Genomic DNA, 15,297 nt, shown 5'->3' with positions numbered 1-15,297 from the left:
TCCCCACTGCGCCCATAACGCGTAATGTTGCCCACATTTCGTAGCCGGTTTTTGATCACTCGAGGTCAGGATTGCCACACACCAAGCACGGACTGCGCCTGGATCTACGCACACTCATTCTGGTGCTTTGCGCCCTTACCGCCGTGGTGATGCTGTGCGCCAGCTATTTCGCCAGCTACCGGGTGCAACGCCAGTTGCTGATCGACCACGCCCTGGAAGCCAACCGGGTGTATGCGATGAAGCTGGCCAGCATTACCGAGACTTTTATCGACAACGCCTTGCAACAGCTGTCGTTCAGCGCGGGCGTGCAAGGCCGCCAGCTGGGTGACGCCGTCGCCCTGCAGGCGGAGGCCGAGCGTGTCCTGAGCCAGAGCATGGCCTTCAATTCCACGTTCGTGATCGATGCAAACGGGGTGCTGCTGGCGATTTCTCCCGCCCCCTTGCGGCACCTGGTCGGCAAGCACATGCATTCTCCCGGTGTCCAGGAAGCGCTACAGGCGCGCCGCCCACTGGTGTCGACGCCCTACATTTCGGCGGCCAACAACCTGGTGGTGGCGCTGTCGCAACCCATTTACGACAGCAACGGCCGCTACCTGGGGTATGTCGGCGGCAGCCTGTACCTGCGTGAACGCAACATTCTCAACAGCCTGCTGGGCGAGCATTTCTACAAGGACGGTTCCTACCTGTACGTGGTCGACCGCAACCGCCGTCTGCTGTACCACCCCGACAGTCAGCGGGTGGGTACGGTGGTTGAGGGCAATGCACTGATCGACCAGCTGGCGGGCCTGGGCAATGGTACCCGGCAATTGACCAACAGCCTCGGCGTGGAAATGCTCGCCGGATACGCCACCGTGCCCAGCGCCGGTTGGGGCGTGGTGGCGCAGCAGCCGCTGACCCAGACGGTGATGCCACTGAGCCATCTGATCCTCAACGTGGTCGGCACCTCCGCGCCGTTGGCACTCGTGGGCAGCATGCTGCTGTGGTGGCTGGCCATGACCATCGCTCGGCCGCTGTGGCAGCTGGCCGCCGGTGCCCGCTCGATGGATCGGGCCGGCACTGCCGAACGCCTGCATCGGGTACCGGCCTGGTATTTCGAGGCGGCCGAGTTGAAGCGCGCGCTGCTCTTCGGGCTGAACCTGCTGCATGAACGTATCGGTCGGCTCAACCGCGACGCCCAGACCGACCCGCTGACCGGCCTGGGCAACCGCCGCAGCCTGGAGTTCAGCCTGTCGCTGCTGGAAGCCGAAGGCCGGGCGTTTGCGGCCATCGTGCTGGATGTCGACCATTTCAAGCGGGTAAACGACTGCCACGGGCACGAGGTGGGTGACCAGGTGTTGCGCCGGTTGGCGGAGCTGATGCGCCGCTGCTGCCGCGAGGGTGACCTGCTGTGCCGCACCGGCGGCGAGGAGTTCCTGATGCTGCTGCCAGGGGCTAGCCTGGACGTTGCGGCAGCGGTGGCCGAGCGGCTGCGGCTTACGGTGCAGGATACGCCGGTGGAGCCGGTGGGCGCGGTGACGGTGTCGCTGGGGGTGGCGCATTGGGATGGCGAGGCCGAGAGCGAACCGGGGGATGCGTTCAGCGAGGCTGACCGGGCGCTTTACCGGGCCAAGCAGGAGGGGCGCAATCGGGTGGTTGTTGCCTGAGCGCCCTTGCTTGCCTGTTCCGGCCCTTTCGCGGGCATGCCCGCGAAAGGGCCGGAACAAACAATAATGAATGGGCAGGTTGTAACATTCATTGTCATGAAACTGTCTTGTTCCAGTCATAGGATTGACCCCAACCTGACATTTTCACTTCATGGATGAACGTCTGATGCGTCGTGTGGTTTTCAATCAGAAAGGTGGCGTCGGCAAGTCCAGCATCGCCTGCAACCTGGCCGCAGCCAGTGCCGCCGAAGGCTATCGGACCTTGCTGGTTGACCTCGACCCGCAGGCGAATGCCACCTACTACCTGACCGGGCTGGTCAATGACGCCATTCCTTCCGGCATCGCCGATTTCTTCCGCCAGACCTTGTCGCCGGTCACCGCTGCCGGCAAGAAGCACCGGGTGGCGATCACCGAGACCCGCTACCGCAACCTGCACCTGGTCACCGCCAGCCCCGACCTCAGCGACCTGCAAGGCAAGCTGGATCGCAAGTTCAAGATCAATAAGCTGCGCAAGCTGCTGGTGGAGCTGGGCGAGGACTACGAGCGGATCTACATCGACACACCACCGGCGCTCAACTTCTATACCTTCAGCGCGCTGGTAGCGGCCGAGCGGCTGTTGATTCCGTTCGACTGCGACAGGTTCTCGCGCCAGGCCCTGCGCAACGTCATGGCCGAGGTCGAAGAACTGCGCCAGGACCACAACCCGGCGCTGCTGGTGGAAGGTGTTGTGGTCAACCAGTTCGCCGGGCGCACCGCACTGCACCAGACCCTGGTCGAGCAATTGCGCAGCGAGGGCATGCCGGTGCTGCCGGTATACCTTAGCCATTCGATCAAGATGCGTGAGTCGCACCATGCCTCGGTGCCGCTGGTGCACCTGGCGCCGCGGCACAAGTTGGCGCTGGAGTTCGTCGATTTGCTGGATGTACTGGAGCGTGCGGCCTGACAGAACCCCGGGGCGCAAAGCGCCGCAAAAATATCAAGGCCGAAGCACTACCCGACCGTTCGTCCGGGTGGTAGATTCGCCGCCATGAAAACCACCCGGCACACCCGCACGCTGACCGCCTGGACGCTCTACGCCAGCGTCCTGTTCAGCCTGGTTCTGTGTGGCCTGCACCATGGCCAGATGGGTGGCCTGCGCCTGGCCGGCCTGGAAGGCGGTTTCTGCTCGATCAACAGCGAACACGGCGTAGCCATCGACCTGGAAGGCGCTGGCGGCGACCAGCACATGGCCCAGCTCGATTGCCCGGTGTGCTCCTCGTTCGGCCTGGCCGTGCCGCTCAGCAGCAGCGGCTGGTCGTTCACCCCGGCGCAAGCCGTGGCAACCTCGCCCATCGTGGTGCGCAGCTGGGCGCAACCGCCGCCGCGTTATCAACGCCCCGCCCTCAACCCCCGCGCCTCCCCTGCCACCTTCCCCGCAGCCGTACCTCATTTCGCCTGACCTCAGCCGGGCGCGCCTGACTGCGCGCGCTCGCGGTCAGCCATGACCTTTGCGTGGAAGACACACCAACATGCTTCGCAAAACCTCCCTGGTGCTCCTCATGGGCACCTGCAACGTTGCCTGGGCGGATGCTGCCCCGGTAGAACTGAGCGCCACCACCATCGACGGTGAACGCGACGCCCCCAGCGGCGTGCAACTGGACGAGCCGATCCGCACTGGCTCGCGCCTGGGCCTCACCGCGCGGGAAACGCCAGCCTCGGTCAGCGTCTCGGACCGCCGCCTGATCGAAGAGCGCGGCGCCAAGGACAGCCAGGACGTGATCAACGCCATGACCGGCGTCAACGCCTCGGCCAACCCGGGCTTTGGCGGCTTCGTCGCCTACCGCGGCTTCACCCAGAACCAGGTCACCCAGTTGTACAACGGCATCAACCTGGGCTACAGCAGCGCCACCCGGCCAGTGGATGCCTGGGTGCTCGACCGCGTCGAACTGATCGGCGGGCCATCGTCGTTCCTGCATGGTGCCGGCGCGGTCGGCGGCTCGATCAACTACATCACCAAGTTGGCCAGCCGCGATCAGCAGACCATCGACGGCCGTATCCGCCATGGCAGCTTCGACGACAGCGAAGTGGCGTTCGGCATCAACCAGGCTCTGGCCAGCAACCCCGCCGATGCCCACCACTTCATGCGCCTGGACTTCAGCCGCGGGCATGGCAACGGCTACATCGACCGCAACGAACGGCACACAGACAGCCTGGCTTTTTCGTTGCTGAGCGACCTCACGCCCAACCTCACCCACACCCTGGCCCTGGAATACCAGGAAGACCGCGAAGACAGCCCTTACTGGGGCTCGCCGATCCTGCCCGGGCGCAGCACGATGAAGATCGACAACAGCCGCCGCTTCGAAAACTACAACGTCGGCGACGGCCGCTATGAGCAGCGGGTACGCTGGCTACGCTCGATCCTCGACTACCAGCTCAGCGACAGCACCAGCGTGCAGAACACGCTGTACCACTACAACGCCCAGCGCGACTACCGCAACCTCGAACGCTACAGCTACACCAGCGATGGCAAGGTACGACGCAGCAGCCCTTACCTGCAGCGCCACGACCAGAACCTGCTGGGCGACCGCATCGAGCTGCGCCACGACAACCAGTTGTTCGGCCTGGCCAGCCAGTGGTCGCTGGGGCTGGAGTACTCGCGCATGCGCCAGACCCTCTACCCCACCTCGAGCAGCTGGAGCGATGTGGTCGATGCCGAGCACTTCGACCCCGGCAGCTTCGACGACATCCCCGGGGTGAATGCCGGCCTGACCAAGCAACGCCGTCACGAGGTGACCAACCGCGCGGTGTTTGCCGAAAACCGCCTGCAACTCACCGAACGCCTGGCCCTGCTGACCGCCCTGCGCTACGACTACCTGGACATGCAGGTGACCAACTACGGCGCGGTTACGCCAACCTCACCGGCGTTCTTCGAACGCCGCTGGGAACCGCTTTCCGGGCGTATCGGCCTGACTTATGCGCTGACCCCGTCCGCCAGCGTCTATGCGCAGTACAGTACCTCTGCCGACCTGCCGGCAGGCTCGCTGGCGGCGGCGACCTATTCCAACGTCGGGATGTTCGACCTGTCCAAGGGCGAGCAGTGGGAAGTGGGCAGCAAGTTCGACTTTCTCGACGGGCGCGGCGCGGCAACGCTGGCGCTGTACCAGATCGTGCGCAAGGACTTTGCCGTGCGCGACTCCAACGACGCCAACCTCACGGTCCAGGCAGGGCAGCAGACCTCCCGCGGCGTCGAGCTGTCCGGGCGCCTGCAGGTGACGCCGAAGCTGCTGGCCGAGGCCAACTATGCCTATGTCGATGCGCAGTACGACGAGTTCAACGAGGCGGTCAACGGCGTGTCGGTATCGCGCAAGGGCAACGCACCGGTGAACGTACCAGCCAACGTCGCCAACCTGTGGCTGACCTACAGCCTGACCCCGGCGTGGTCGGTGGGGGCAGACGGGCGCTACGTGGGCTCGGTGTATGCCGACAACGCCAACAGCCTCAAGGCCCCGGCGTACACCCTGTTCGGTGCATTCGCCCGCTACCGGCTGGATGAACACACCACGCTCACCGGGCGGGTACGCAACCTGACCGACGAGGTGTATGCCAAGCAGGCCTACAACAGCCAGTACTACATGGGGCCGCCGCGCACCTTCGAACTGGCGCTGGACATGCGCTTCTGAGCGCATGGCCTGTCTTGCATGAACATCCCGGCCTGCATTGGCTCTTGTGGGAGCGGCCTTGCGTCGCGAAAGGGCCGCAAAGCGGCCCCGGCGATGTCAGTGGCGAAGCTGCAATCGAGGGGCTGCTGCGCAGCCCTTTCGCGACACAAGGCCGCTCCCACAGCGGACCGTGCCAAGCGAACAGCTCGCGGTTGAATCAGGCATCCCGAGGTCGCCCTCGACAAAGCGTCCTCCAGCACCCGGCGATCTACTGGCAAGCACAACAATGATGGCGCTGCACGACAGCGCCACTTTCATCATGCCTGCCAATGGAACCGGAGAGCACTCGCATGCCCACACCTCACGAGGTATCCCCCGCCACCCTGCGCCGGGTGATCGCCGCCTCGGCCATCGGCAATTTCGTCGAATGGTTCGACTTCGCCGTCTACGGCTTTCTCGCAACCCTGATCGCCAGCCAGTTCTTCGCCAGCGAAGACGCCAGCGTGGCCTTGCTCAAGACCTTTGCGGTGTTCGCCGTGGCCTTCGCCCTGCGCCCGCTGGGCGGCATCGTGTTCGGCGCGCTGGGTGACCGCCTGGGGCGCAAGCGCATCCTGTCGCTGACCATCCTGCTGATGGCCGGCTCCACTACCCTCATCGGCCTGCTGCCGACCTACGCCAGCATCGGCCTGGCAGCCCCCGCGCTGCTGACCCTGGCGCGCTGCCTGCAGGGCTTTTCTGCCGGTGGCGAGTATGCCGGGGCCTGCGCCTACCTGATGGAGCACGCGCCCAACGACAAGCGCGCCTTCTATGGCAGCTTCGTGCCGGTGTCGACCTTTTCCGCCTTTGCCTGCGCGGCGGTGATCGCTTATGGCCTGGAAGCCAGCCTGTCGGCCGAGGCGATGAATGCATGGGGTTGGCGCATCCCGTTCCTGATCGCCGCGCCGTTGGGGCTGGTCGGCCTGTACCTGCGCTGGCGCATGGAAGAAACACCGGCGTTCCGCGAAGCCATCGCCCAAGGCAAGGAGCATGAACATTCGCCGCTCAAGGAAACCCTGCGCAACCATGGCCGGGCGATCCGCAACCTGGGGGCTTTCATCTCGCTGACCGCGCTGTCGTTCTACATGTTCACCACCTACTTCGCCACTTACCTGCAACTGGTCGGCAACCTGACCCGCGCGCAATCGCTGCTGGTAACCACCGTGGCCCTGCTGTTCGCCGCAGTCGGCTGCCCGCTGGCCGGAGCGTTCTCGGACCGCGTGGGGCGACGCAAGACCATCGGCTTTACCTGCCTGTGGGTGATGCTGTGCGTGTTCCCCGCGTACTGGCTGGCCAGTTCCGGCTCGATGCCCGGTGCACTGCTGGGAGTGATCCTGCTGGCAGTGGGAGCGCTGTGCAGTGGCGTGGTCACGGCGGCATTGCTGTCGGAAAGCTTCCCCACCCGCACCCGCTATACCGCTTCGGCAATTACCTACAACGTGGCCTATACGCTGTTTGGCGGCACTGCGCCGCTGGTGGCGACCTGGCTGATCGGGCAGACCGGCAGCAGCCTGGCACCGGCGTTCTACCTGGTGGTGATTGCGCTGGTGGCTTTGGTGGGTGGTTTGGCGTTGCCGGAGACTTCGCGGATTTCGTTGCATGATGAGGCTGGGGGCGACGGTGCAAGGGCTGGGGCTCGTCGTACTGTTTGAGAATTTGGGGCCGCTTTGCGGCCCATCGCGACACAAGGCCGCTCCTACAAGGGATCGCGTCAATTTGCGGCTGATGCGGTCCCCTGTAGGAGCGGCCTTGTGTCGCGATGGGCTGCAAAGCAGCCCCAAAACGCTCACCCCTCCTGCACCTCTTCGCGCCGATACGCCCACTGATACAACGCAGGCAACACCAGCAAGGTCAGTGCGGTGGACGACAGAATCCCGCCAATCACAACGGTCGCCAGCGGCCTTTGCACCTCGGCCCCGGTCCCGGTAGCCAAGGCCATCGGGATGAACCCCAGCGACGCCACCAGTGCCGTCATCAGCACCGGCCGCAAGCGCGTCAGCGCACCCTCCTCGACCGCTGCCCGCAGCGTGCGCCCCTCCTCCCGCAAGCTACGGATAAAGGCGATCATCACCAGCCCGTTGAGCACCGCCACCCCCGACAAGGCAATGAACCCCACGCCAGCGGATATGGACAACGGAATGTCGCGCAACCACAGCGCCAGCACCCCGCCGGTAAGGGCGAACGGGATGCCGGTGAACACCAGCAGGCCATCCCTGAGGTTGTTGAACATCATCAGCAACAGCGCCATGACCAACAGCAAGGCCACCGGCACCACCACCTGCAGGCGCTCGGCCGCCGACTGCAGCTGCTCGAACTGGCCGCCCCAGCGGGTCCAGTAACCCGGCGGTATCTGCACCTGCTGGATCAGCGTCTGTTCTGCCTCCTCCACGAACGAGCCCAGGTCACGCCCGCGCACGTTGGCACTGACCACCACCACCCGCTTGCCGTCCTCGCGGCTGACCTGGTTCGGCCCCAGCTGCAGGTTCAGCGTGGCCACCTGCGACAGCGGAATGAAGCCGATTTGCCCGGCACCCGCAGCAGCACTGGCCGGCACCGGAATCAGCAGGCTGGCCAGCCCGTCGACATCGGTGCGCAGGGTTTCCGAAAGGCGCACCACCATGTCGAAACGGCGGTCACCTTCGTACAGCGTGCCGGCCGTGCGGCCACCCACGGCAATGGCAATGGCGTCCTGCACATCGCCCACGTTCAGGCCATGGCGGGCCGCCTTGTCGCGGTCGATATCGATGGTCAGCACCGGCAGGCCGGTAGTCTGCTCGACCTTTACCTCGGACGCGCCAGGCACGCCTTGCAGGCTGCTGGCGATCTGCGCGGCTGTGCGGTTGAGCACGTCCATGTCATCACCAAACAGCTTCACCGCCACATCGCTGCGCACACCGGAAATCAGCTCGTTGAAGCGCAGCTGGATCGGCTGCGACAGCTCGTGGTTGCTGCCCGGCACGCTGGCGGCGGCGCGTTGTACCTCGGCGATCAGCTCATCACGCGGCTTGCCCGGGTCGCCCCATTGCTCACGCGGACGCAGCATCACATAGGCGTCGGAAATGTTCGGCGGCATCGGGTCGGAGGCGATCTCGGCGGTGCCGGTGCGGGCGAACACCCGTTCCACTTCCGGCACCTGGGCGATGATCGCCTGTTCCAGGCGCTGCTGCATGTCGACCGACTGCGACAGGCTGGTGCCCGGCACGCGCAGGGCCTGCAGGGCAAAGTCGCCTTCGCTGAGGCTGGGGATGAACTCGCTGCCCATGCGGCTGGCCATCACCCCGGACAACAACACCAAGGTAGCGGCGGCAGCGAATGCCAGCTTGCGCCGGCCCAGCACCCAGGCCAGCACCGGGGCATAACGCCGACGCGCCGTGCGCATTACCAGGCCCTCCTCTTCCTTGACCTTGCCGGTGACGAACAGGGCAATGGCCGCCGGCACGAAGGTGACCGAGAGGATCATGGCACCAAGCAGGGCGATGACCACGGTAAAGGCCATAGGGTGGAACATCTTGCCCTCCACCCCGGTCAGGGCAAAGATCGGCAGGTACACCACCATGATGATCAGCTGGCCGTAGATCAGCGGCCGGCGCGCCTCACGGGCGGCAGCGAACACTTCATGGAAGCGCTCGGTGCGGGTCAGCATGCGGCCATGGCGTTGCTGGGCGTGGGCCAGGCGGCGGATGGCGTTCTCCACGATCACCACCGCGCCGTCGACGATGATGCCGAAGTCCAGTGCGCCCAGGCTCATCAGGTTGGCGCTGACCTTGTTGCTGAACATGCCGGTGAAGGTAAACAGCATCGACAACGGAATGACCATGGCGGTGATCAATGCAGCGCGGATGTTGCCCAGGAACAGGAACAACACGGCGATGACCAGGATGGCGCCCTCGACCAGGTTCTTCTTCACCGTGGCGATGGCCTTTTCCACCAGGTTGGTGCGGTCGTACACCGTCACCGCGACCACGCCCTTGGGCAGGTTGCGGTTGATCTCGACCAGCTTGGCGGCGACCGCCTGGGCCACCGTGCGGCTGTTCTCGCCAATCAGCATGAACACCGTGCCCAGCACCACTTCCCGGCCGTTTTCGGTGGCCGCGCCCGAGCGCAGCTCTTCGCCCAGGCCGACCTGGGCAACATGGCTGACGCGGATTGGCGTGCCATCGACACTGGAGATGACGATATTGGCGATGTCCTCGGCCGACGCCACCTGGCCTGGCGCGCGAATCAGCAACTGCTCGCCATTGCGCTCGATGTAGCCGGCGCCGACGTTGGCGTTGTTGCGCTCCAGCGCCGCGATCAGGTCGTTGAGGGTGAGTTTGTAGGCCGCCAGGCGCTTGGGCTCCGGCGCAATCAGGTACTGCTTGGCATGGCCGCCGATGCTGTTGACTTCGGCCACCCCGGGCACGTTGCGCAACTGCGGCTTGATGATCCAGTCCTGGATTACCCGCAAGTCGGTCGGGGTGTAGGGTGTGCCGTCTTCCTTCAGCGCGCCCTGCTCGGCTTCCACCGTCCACAGGAAGATTTCACCCAGCCCGGTGGAAATCGGCCCCATGCCCGCTTCGATGCCGGCGGGCAACTGCTCACGCGCCACTTGCAGGCGCTCGTTGACCAGTTGGCGGGCGAAGAACAGGTCGGTGCCGTCGTCGAAAATGACCGTGACCTGCGACAGGCCCGAGCGCGACAGCGAGCGGGTCTGCTTGAGCCCGGGCAGGCCGGCCATGGCGGTCTCGATGGCGAAGGTGATGCGCTGCTCGGTCTCCAGCGGCGAATAGCCGGGCGCGGCGGTATTGATCTGCACCTGGACGTTGGTGATGTCCGGTACAGCGTCGATCGGCAGTTTCTGGTAGCTGTGGATACCCACCGCGGCCATCAGGACCACGGCCAGCATCACCACCAGGCGCTGCTCGATGGCGAATTGGATCAGGCGTTCGAACATGCAGGCGTCCCCGTGATCAATGGCTATGCTCGGCCGAGCCCTTGCCCAGCTCGGACTTGAGGACAAAGCTGCCGGCAGCGGCCACCTGGGTTCCGGCGGCAAGGCCGGTGGTGATTTCCACCAGGCCGGCGTCGCGGCGGCCGGCCTTCACCGGGCGGGCCTCGAAGCCTTCCTCGGTACGGGCAAACACCACGGTCTGCTCTTCCCAGGATTGCAATGCGCTTTCCGGTACCACTACGGCGGCGTTGAAGCGTTCGACGCTGACCGCGACGTTGACGAACAACCCAGGGCGCCAGGCGCCGTTGGGGTTGGCCAGCGTGGCGCGGACAGTGGCGGCACGGTTCTGCTCGCCGAGCAGGCTGCCGACGTAGTTGACCTTGCCCTCGACCCGGGCACCCAGGTCCGGCGCGCTGACCGTGACATTGCGGCCGGTGGTCACCTTGTCCAGGTCGCGCGGGGCGACGGCGAAGGTGGCCCAGACCCGGCTCAGGTCAGACAGGGTGAAGGCATTGCTGGTCTCATCGACCACCTCACCCACGGTCAGGTGCTTTTCCACCACCACTGCATCGAACGGCGCGCGCAGTTCATAGCGGTTGCCGGCGCCGGCCGGGCCCACGGCGGCGACCTTCTGCCGGGCGTTGGCCAAGGCAATCTCTGCTTCCTGCAACGCCTGACGGGCCTGCAGGTAATCCTGCTCGGCGCTGATCCGTTCCTGCCACAGCTGCTGTTCGCGCTGGAAGGTCAGGCGCGCCAGTTCCAGGCGGCGCTGGGCAGCCTGTTGTTCGCTGCGCAGGTCGGAAATCTGCTGGCTGGCAATTACCGCCAGCACCTGACCACGCTTGACCGCCTGGCCCAGTTCGGCTTGCACCGACTCGACCACACCGGGCACACGTGGCACGACGTGGGCAGTGCGATCCTCGTCGAAGCGGATTTCACCCGGGAAGCTGATGGCGGTGCCCAGTTCACGAGGGCCGGCATCGGCCAGTTGCACACCGGCAGCTTCGATCTGGGCGATGGACAGGTGCAGCTTGCCCGCCTCTTCTTCGTGACCTTCGCCGGCCTGTTCCTCGCCGTGGCCATGTGTGTCTTCGCCGTGGTCGTCGTGCCGGGCTTCAGTGCTTGATGCGTTGCCGAGGTTGCCGGTCCAGGCCAGGCCACCCAGGCCAAGCGCGGCAATGGCGGCAGCCAGAAGGGCTATCTTGCGTGGATTAGTCATTGTTGCTCCTGCTGTTCAATTTGTTGCTCAGCCCATCGAGGTCGCCATAGATCCGCTCGACCTGCGCCCGCGCGTCGGTCGCCGAGGCCAGCGCCTCGAGGTACAGCCCGCGTGCCTCGATCAGCGTGCGCTGGGCGTCGAGTACATCGAGAAAGGCGAACTTGCCCATTTCGAAACCGCGTGTGGCGGTGTCCACGGCCTGCTGGGCAGAAGGCAGGATGGTGCGGTCATAGGCCTGCACTTCCTGCATGGCCGTGGTCCACTGGCTGACGGCGCTGCGGGTTTCACTGCGCAGGCGCAGCTCCACGGCGTTGCGCAGGTCACGCGCCTGGTCGGCACGGCGGGCCGCGGCCAGCACGTTGCCCTGGTTGCGGTCGAACAGCGGCAAGGGCATCGACAGGCCCACCACATTGACCCGCTCGCGGTCTTCGCGGCTGTATTGGCTGCCAAGGCTGACGGTGAGGTTGGGAATACGCAGGGCCTTTTCCGATCCCAGGGACGCTTCGCCGCGCTCGACCTGGGCGGCGGCCAGGCGCCATTCGGCCGTTTGCTCGACCTGGTCGAGCAGGGCATCGGCGCTGGGTGCATCACCGGGGGACAGGTTGGTTGCCTGCAACTGGTCGAAGCTTGCCAGCGGGCTGCCGGTCAACCGTGCCAGGGCCTGGTAGGCCACACTGCGCTGGGTTTGCGCACGGCGCACTTCAGCCTGGGCCTGGGCCAACTGAACCTGGGCCCGGGTGGCCTCGACGGGCGATGACTGGCCAGCGGTCACCCGCCCCTGCACCACTCGCAGCCCACGCTCGGTCAACGCCTGCGATTGCTGCGCCAAATCCAGCGCGGTCTGTGCGCGCAGGGCCGCGTGGAAGGCCTGTATCACATCGGCGCGCAGGCCGTTGCGCTGGCGTTCCAGGTCCAGCTGGGCAATGGCCTGGCCAGCACCGGCCACGGCGATGCGTGCGCCGCGCTTGCCGCCCAACTCCAGCGGTTGGCTGAGGGTGACAGTGGTGGTGCTGGTGTCGCGGCGGGTGTCCTCGACCTCCCAGGACAGCTCCGGGTTGGGGATCAGCCCGGCCTGGCGCCGTTCGCCATCGGCAATGCCGATTTCCCGTCCGGCTGCGGCCAGCTCCGGGTTCTGAGCAAAGGCGGCGTCTAGCGCCTGGGGCAGGCTCAGGCTCTGGCTGGCCTGGGCAGTGCCGGCGCCAGCCAGCAACAGGCAGAGCAAGGCGGTCTTACGGGGGATGGGCACGAAACAGGTCCTCGTCGGCGAGATTTGCCGAGGGACTGTAGAAAGCCGCGCTTATCGGGGCGGTGGCGGGAAAATTACAATTTTGTAATCCAGTCCGCGTGCTGAGGGTTCGATAATCGCCCACTTTCCGGGTGCAGCGGTTTAGTCCAATTGACTAAACTAACCAGGCGGTACAAAACTAGGAAGCATCCAACAACAACAAAGCGATGCCCGTAATGAAGCCCCTTATTCTCGTACTCAACGGCCCCAACCTGAACATGCTGGGCACCCGCGAGCCTGCCCAGTACGGCCACGAAACCCTCGCCGACCTGGCCCAGGGTTGTGCCGACACCGCCCACTCCCTCGGCCTGGAAATCGAATTCCGCCAAACCAACCACGAAGGCGAACTGATCGACTGGATCCATGCCGCCCGTGGCCGCTGCGCCGGCATCGTGATCAACCCGGGTGCCTGGACCCACACCTCGGTGGCCATCCGCGATGCCCTGGTGGCCGGCGAAGTGCCGGTTATCGAAGTGCACCTGTCCAACGTGCACAAGCGCGAACCGTTCCGTCACCTGTCGTTCATATCGTCCATCGCCGTCGGGGTCATCTGCGGCCTGGGCAGCCATGGCTATCGCATGGCCATCAGCCACTTTGCCGAAATGTTGCAGGAGCGCAGCGCATGAGCCAGCAAGCCATCCTCGCCGGCCTGATCGGCCGCGGCATCCAGCTGTCGCGCACCCCTGCCCTGCACGAACACGAAGGTGATGCCCAGGCGCTACGCTACCTGTACCGGCTGATCGATGCCGACCAGCTGCAACTGGACGACAGCGCCCTGCCCGGCCTGCTCGACGCTGCCCAGCACACCGGTTTCACCGGGCTAAACATCACCTACCCGTTCAAGCAGGCGATCCTGCCGTTGCTCGACGAACTGTCGGACGAAGCCCGCGGCATCGGCGCGGTGAACACCGTGGTGCTCAAGGACGGCAAGCGGGTGGGTCATAACACCGATTGCCTGGGCTTTGCCGAAGGCTTGCGCCGTGGCCTGCCGGATGTGGCACGGCGCCAGGTAGTGCAGATGGGTGCCGGTGGCGCAGGTTCGGCCGTGGCCCATGCCCTGCTGGGTGAAGGGGTCGAGCGGCTGGTACTGTTCGAAGTGGACGTGGCCCGTGCACAGGCCCTGGTGGACAACCTGAATGCCCATTTCGGTGCCGGGCGCGCCGTGGTCGGCACCGACCTGGCCACGGCCCTGGCCGAGGCGGACGGGCTGGTCAACACCACGCCGGTGGGCATGGCCAAGCTGCCGGGCACGCCGCTGCCGGTGGAGCTGCTGCATGCTCGCCTGTGGGTGGCGGAGATCATCTACTTCCCGCTGGAGACCGAACTGCTGCGCGCCGCCCGGGCACTGGGCTGCCGCACCCTGGATGGCAGCAACATGGCCGTGTTCCAGGCGGTGAAGGCGTTCGAGCTGTTCAGCGGGCGCCAGGCGGATGCGGCGCGGATGCAGGCGCACTTTGCCAGTTTCACCTGACAGACAGGTGTCGGCTTCTTCGCGGGCTTGCCCGCGAAGAAGCCGACACAGACAACTCACCCTTTCTCATCCAGCAACGCCTGTATCACCTGCTCCTGCCCACCATAATCCCCCTCGCCAAAGTGCACATGGCGCACCTGCCCCTTGCGGTCGACAAAGTAGTGTGCCGGCCAGAACTGGTTGCCCCAGGCATTCCACACCTTGTAGTCGTTATCCACCGCCACCGGGTAAGCGATCCCCAGCCTGGCCACCTTGTCACGCAAGGTGCCTACATCGTGCTCGTAGTCGTACTCCGGGGTGTGCACGCCGACCACCACCAGGCCCTGGTCGCCATAGCGCCGCGCCCATTCGTTCACATGCGGCAGGCTGCGCCGGCAGTTGATGCAGTCCCAGGTCCAGAAGTCCACCAGCACCACCTTGCCCTTGAGCCCGGGGCCATCCAGCGGCGCCGAGTTAAGCCACTGGCTGGCGCCGGACAGCGACGGCATGGCACCGTAGCTGTCGCGGGCCATCAGGTGCCCGCCCAGACCCAGGCCGGCCAGCGCCAGGGCAATGCCGCCAACCTTCAACAACAAGCGGCGATCAATTCTCATGGCAACCGCCGGTGGCATAGGTGCGGTACTGCACGCTCTGCCGCTGGCCCTTGGAGTCGAGGTAGTCCATGCGGGTGTTCACCAGGCCGCAGGCGTCGCTCTGGTCATCCTGTATCGACAGCACTTTCTTCACATCCAGGTGGTCACCATAGCGGTACTGCATGACCCCGCTGTCGTCCATCGGCATGGTGGAGGCCTGGGCGGCAATGGCGCCGAAGCTGAGCACGGCAAGCAGGCTGGCACGGGCGAAGGTATTGAAGTTCATGGCATCTCTCCTGTGTAACGCTTGAGGGTGGGGAGTTGCGCTCCCCGGTCGAGAGCCATTTCACGCCGGCCAGGTATCCCGTATGTGTCGCCCGAAGCTGTGATGTGCTTCCTCCTGTGTCTGTACGCATGGCAGATACACTGCAATACAAACTCCCGCAGGCAAGCGCGAACGCGCTCGGTACACTGCGCCCATCCCCTCTTGAACAGGAACGCAG

12 protein-coding genes are annotated in these 15,297 nt (G+C 65.4%); 7 read left to right on the top strand and 5 right to left on the bottom strand.

The features are described 5' to 3' along the window. Nucleotides 1-71: 71 nt before the first annotated feature. The 5 genes from CAG18_RS17600 to CAG18_RS17575 all read left to right on the top strand — a co-directional run bounded on the left by CAG18_RS17600 (nt 72) and on the right by CAG18_RS17575 (nt 6,969). Complete coding sequence (locus CAG18_RS17600; RefSeq protein WP_015269773.1) at nt 72-1,643, top strand: sensor domain-containing diguanylate cyclase; 1,572 nt, start codon at nt 72-74, stop codon at nt 1,641-1,643. 166 nt (nt 1,644-1,809) lie between these two features. Further along, complete coding sequence (locus CAG18_RS17595; protein WP_085721302.1) at nt 1,810-2,586, top strand: ParA family protein; 777 nt, start codon at nt 1,810-1,812, stop codon at nt 2,584-2,586. An 84-nt stretch (nt 2,587-2,670) separates the two neighbouring features. Continuing rightward, on the top strand, nt 2,671-3,081 hold the full coding sequence (locus tag CAG18_RS17590) for a DUF2946 family protein (RefSeq protein ID WP_013971980.1): 411 nt from the start codon (nt 2,671-2,673) through the stop codon (nt 3,079-3,081). A gap of 70 nt (nt 3,082-3,151) precedes the next feature. Beyond that, entirely contained in the window at nt 3,152-5,302 is a 2,151-nt protein-coding gene (locus CAG18_RS17585; RefSeq protein WP_085721273.1) for a TonB-dependent siderophore receptor, read from the top strand. Nucleotides 5,303-5,631: 329 nt separating this feature from the next. After that, complete coding sequence (locus tag CAG18_RS17575; protein ID WP_023662525.1) at nt 5,632-6,969, top strand: MFS transporter; 1,338 nt, start codon at nt 5,632-5,634, stop codon at nt 6,967-6,969. Between the two features lie 134 nt (nt 6,970-7,103). On the opposite strand, the gene CAG18_RS17570 is transcribed toward CAG18_RS17575, so the two are convergent. Genes CAG18_RS17570 through CAG18_RS17560 form a run of 3 tightly spaced genes read right to left on the bottom strand, consistent with a single transcriptional unit; the run spans nt 7,104 to nt 12,712 of the window. Next, on the bottom strand, nt 7,104-10,250 hold the full coding sequence (locus tag CAG18_RS17570) for an efflux RND transporter permease subunit (RefSeq protein ID WP_085721271.1): 3,147 nt from the start codon (nt 10,248-10,250) through the stop codon (nt 7,104-7,106). A gap of 16 nt (nt 10,251-10,266) precedes the next feature. Further along, nucleotides 10,267-11,466 carry an efflux RND transporter periplasmic adaptor subunit gene (locus CAG18_RS17565; RefSeq protein ID WP_085721270.1) on the bottom strand — a complete coding sequence of 400 codons (1,200 nt, stop codon included), beginning with the start codon at nt 11,464-11,466 and terminating at the stop codon, nt 10,267-10,269. After that, nucleotides 11,459-12,712: a TolC family protein gene (locus CAG18_RS17560; RefSeq protein ID WP_085721269.1), complete on the bottom strand. Its 1,254-nt coding sequence runs from the start codon at nt 12,710-12,712 to the stop codon at nt 11,459-11,461. Before CAG18_RS17560 ends, CAG18_RS17565 begins: the two co-directional genes overlap by 8 nt. Nucleotides 12,713-12,927: 215 nt before the next feature. Here CAG18_RS17560 and aroQ point away from each other — a divergent pair, with 215 nt between their 5' ends. Next, nucleotides 12,928-13,377 (top strand): type II 3-dehydroquinate dehydratase, encoded by a 450-nt coding sequence (gene aroQ / locus CAG18_RS17555; protein ID WP_013971975.1) that lies wholly within the window; start codon nt 12,928-12,930, stop codon nt 13,375-13,377. Next, nucleotides 13,374-14,222, top strand: a complete 849-nt coding sequence (locus tag CAG18_RS17550; RefSeq protein WP_015269766.1) for a shikimate dehydrogenase — start codon at nt 13,374-13,376, stop codon at nt 14,220-14,222. The genes aroQ and CAG18_RS17550 overlap by 4 nt, the downstream gene beginning before the upstream one ends. A 56-nt stretch (nt 14,223-14,278) precedes the next feature. On the opposite strand, the gene CAG18_RS17545 is transcribed toward CAG18_RS17550, so the two are convergent. Both CAG18_RS17545 and CAG18_RS17540 read right to left on the bottom strand, forming a co-directional pair. Continuing rightward, nucleotides 14,279-14,815 carry a thioredoxin family protein gene (locus CAG18_RS17545; protein WP_235891300.1) on the bottom strand — a complete coding sequence of 179 codons (537 nt, stop codon included), beginning with the start codon at nt 14,813-14,815 and terminating at the stop codon, nt 14,279-14,281. Continuing rightward, on the bottom strand, nt 14,805-15,080 hold the full coding sequence (locus CAG18_RS17540; protein WP_054572704.1) for a DUF2790 domain-containing protein: 276 nt from the start codon (nt 15,078-15,080) through the stop codon (nt 14,805-14,807). The genes CAG18_RS17545 and CAG18_RS17540 overlap by 11 nt, the downstream gene beginning before the upstream one ends. Between the last annotated feature and the right edge of the window lie 217 nt (nt 15,081-15,297).

The sequence above is a fragment of the Pseudomonas sp. B22(2017) genome (assembly GCF_002113105.1).
Classification (GTDB): Bacteria; Pseudomonadota; Gammaproteobacteria; order Pseudomonadales; family Pseudomonadaceae; genus Aquipseudomonas; species Aquipseudomonas asiatica.
The sequence above is the reverse complement of the archived record's forward strand: the minus strand, read 5'-3'. Positions and strand labels throughout refer to the sequence as shown.

Coding starts and splice junctions, on each gene's coding strand:
- CAG18_RS17595 (WP_085721302.1), top strand. CDS start 1,810: ATGCGTCGTGTGGTTTTCAATCAGAAAGGTGGCGTCGGCAAGTCCAGC.
- CAG18_RS17590 (WP_013971980.1), top strand. CDS start 2,671: ATGAAAACCACCCGGCACACCCGCACGCTGACCGCCTGGACGCTCTAC.
- CAG18_RS17585 (WP_085721273.1), top strand. CDS start 3,152: ATGCTTCGCAAAACCTCCCTGGTGCTCCTCATGGGCACCTGCAACGTT.
- CAG18_RS17575 (WP_023662525.1), top strand. CDS start 5,632: ATGCCCACACCTCACGAGGTATCCCCCGCCACCCTGCGCCGGGTGATC.
- CAG18_RS17570 (WP_085721271.1), bottom strand. CDS start 10,250: ATGTTCGAACGCCTGATCCAATTCGCCATCGAGCAGCGCCTGGTGGTG.
- CAG18_RS17565 (WP_085721270.1), bottom strand. CDS start 11,466: ATGACTAATCCACGCAAGATAGCCCTTCTGGCTGCCGCCATTGCCGCG.
- aroQ (WP_013971975.1), top strand. CDS start 12,928: ATGAAGCCCCTTATTCTCGTACTCAACGGCCCCAACCTGAACATGCTG.
- CAG18_RS17550 (WP_015269766.1), top strand. CDS start 13,374: ATGAGCCAGCAAGCCATCCTCGCCGGCCTGATCGGCCGCGGCATCCAG.
- CAG18_RS17545 (WP_235891300.1), bottom strand. CDS start 14,815: ATGAGAATTGATCGCCGCTTGTTGTTGAAGGTTGGCGGCATTGCCCTG.
- CAG18_RS17540 (WP_054572704.1), bottom strand. CDS start 15,080: ATGAACTTCAATACCTTCGCCCGTGCCAGCCTGCTTGCCGTGCTCAGC.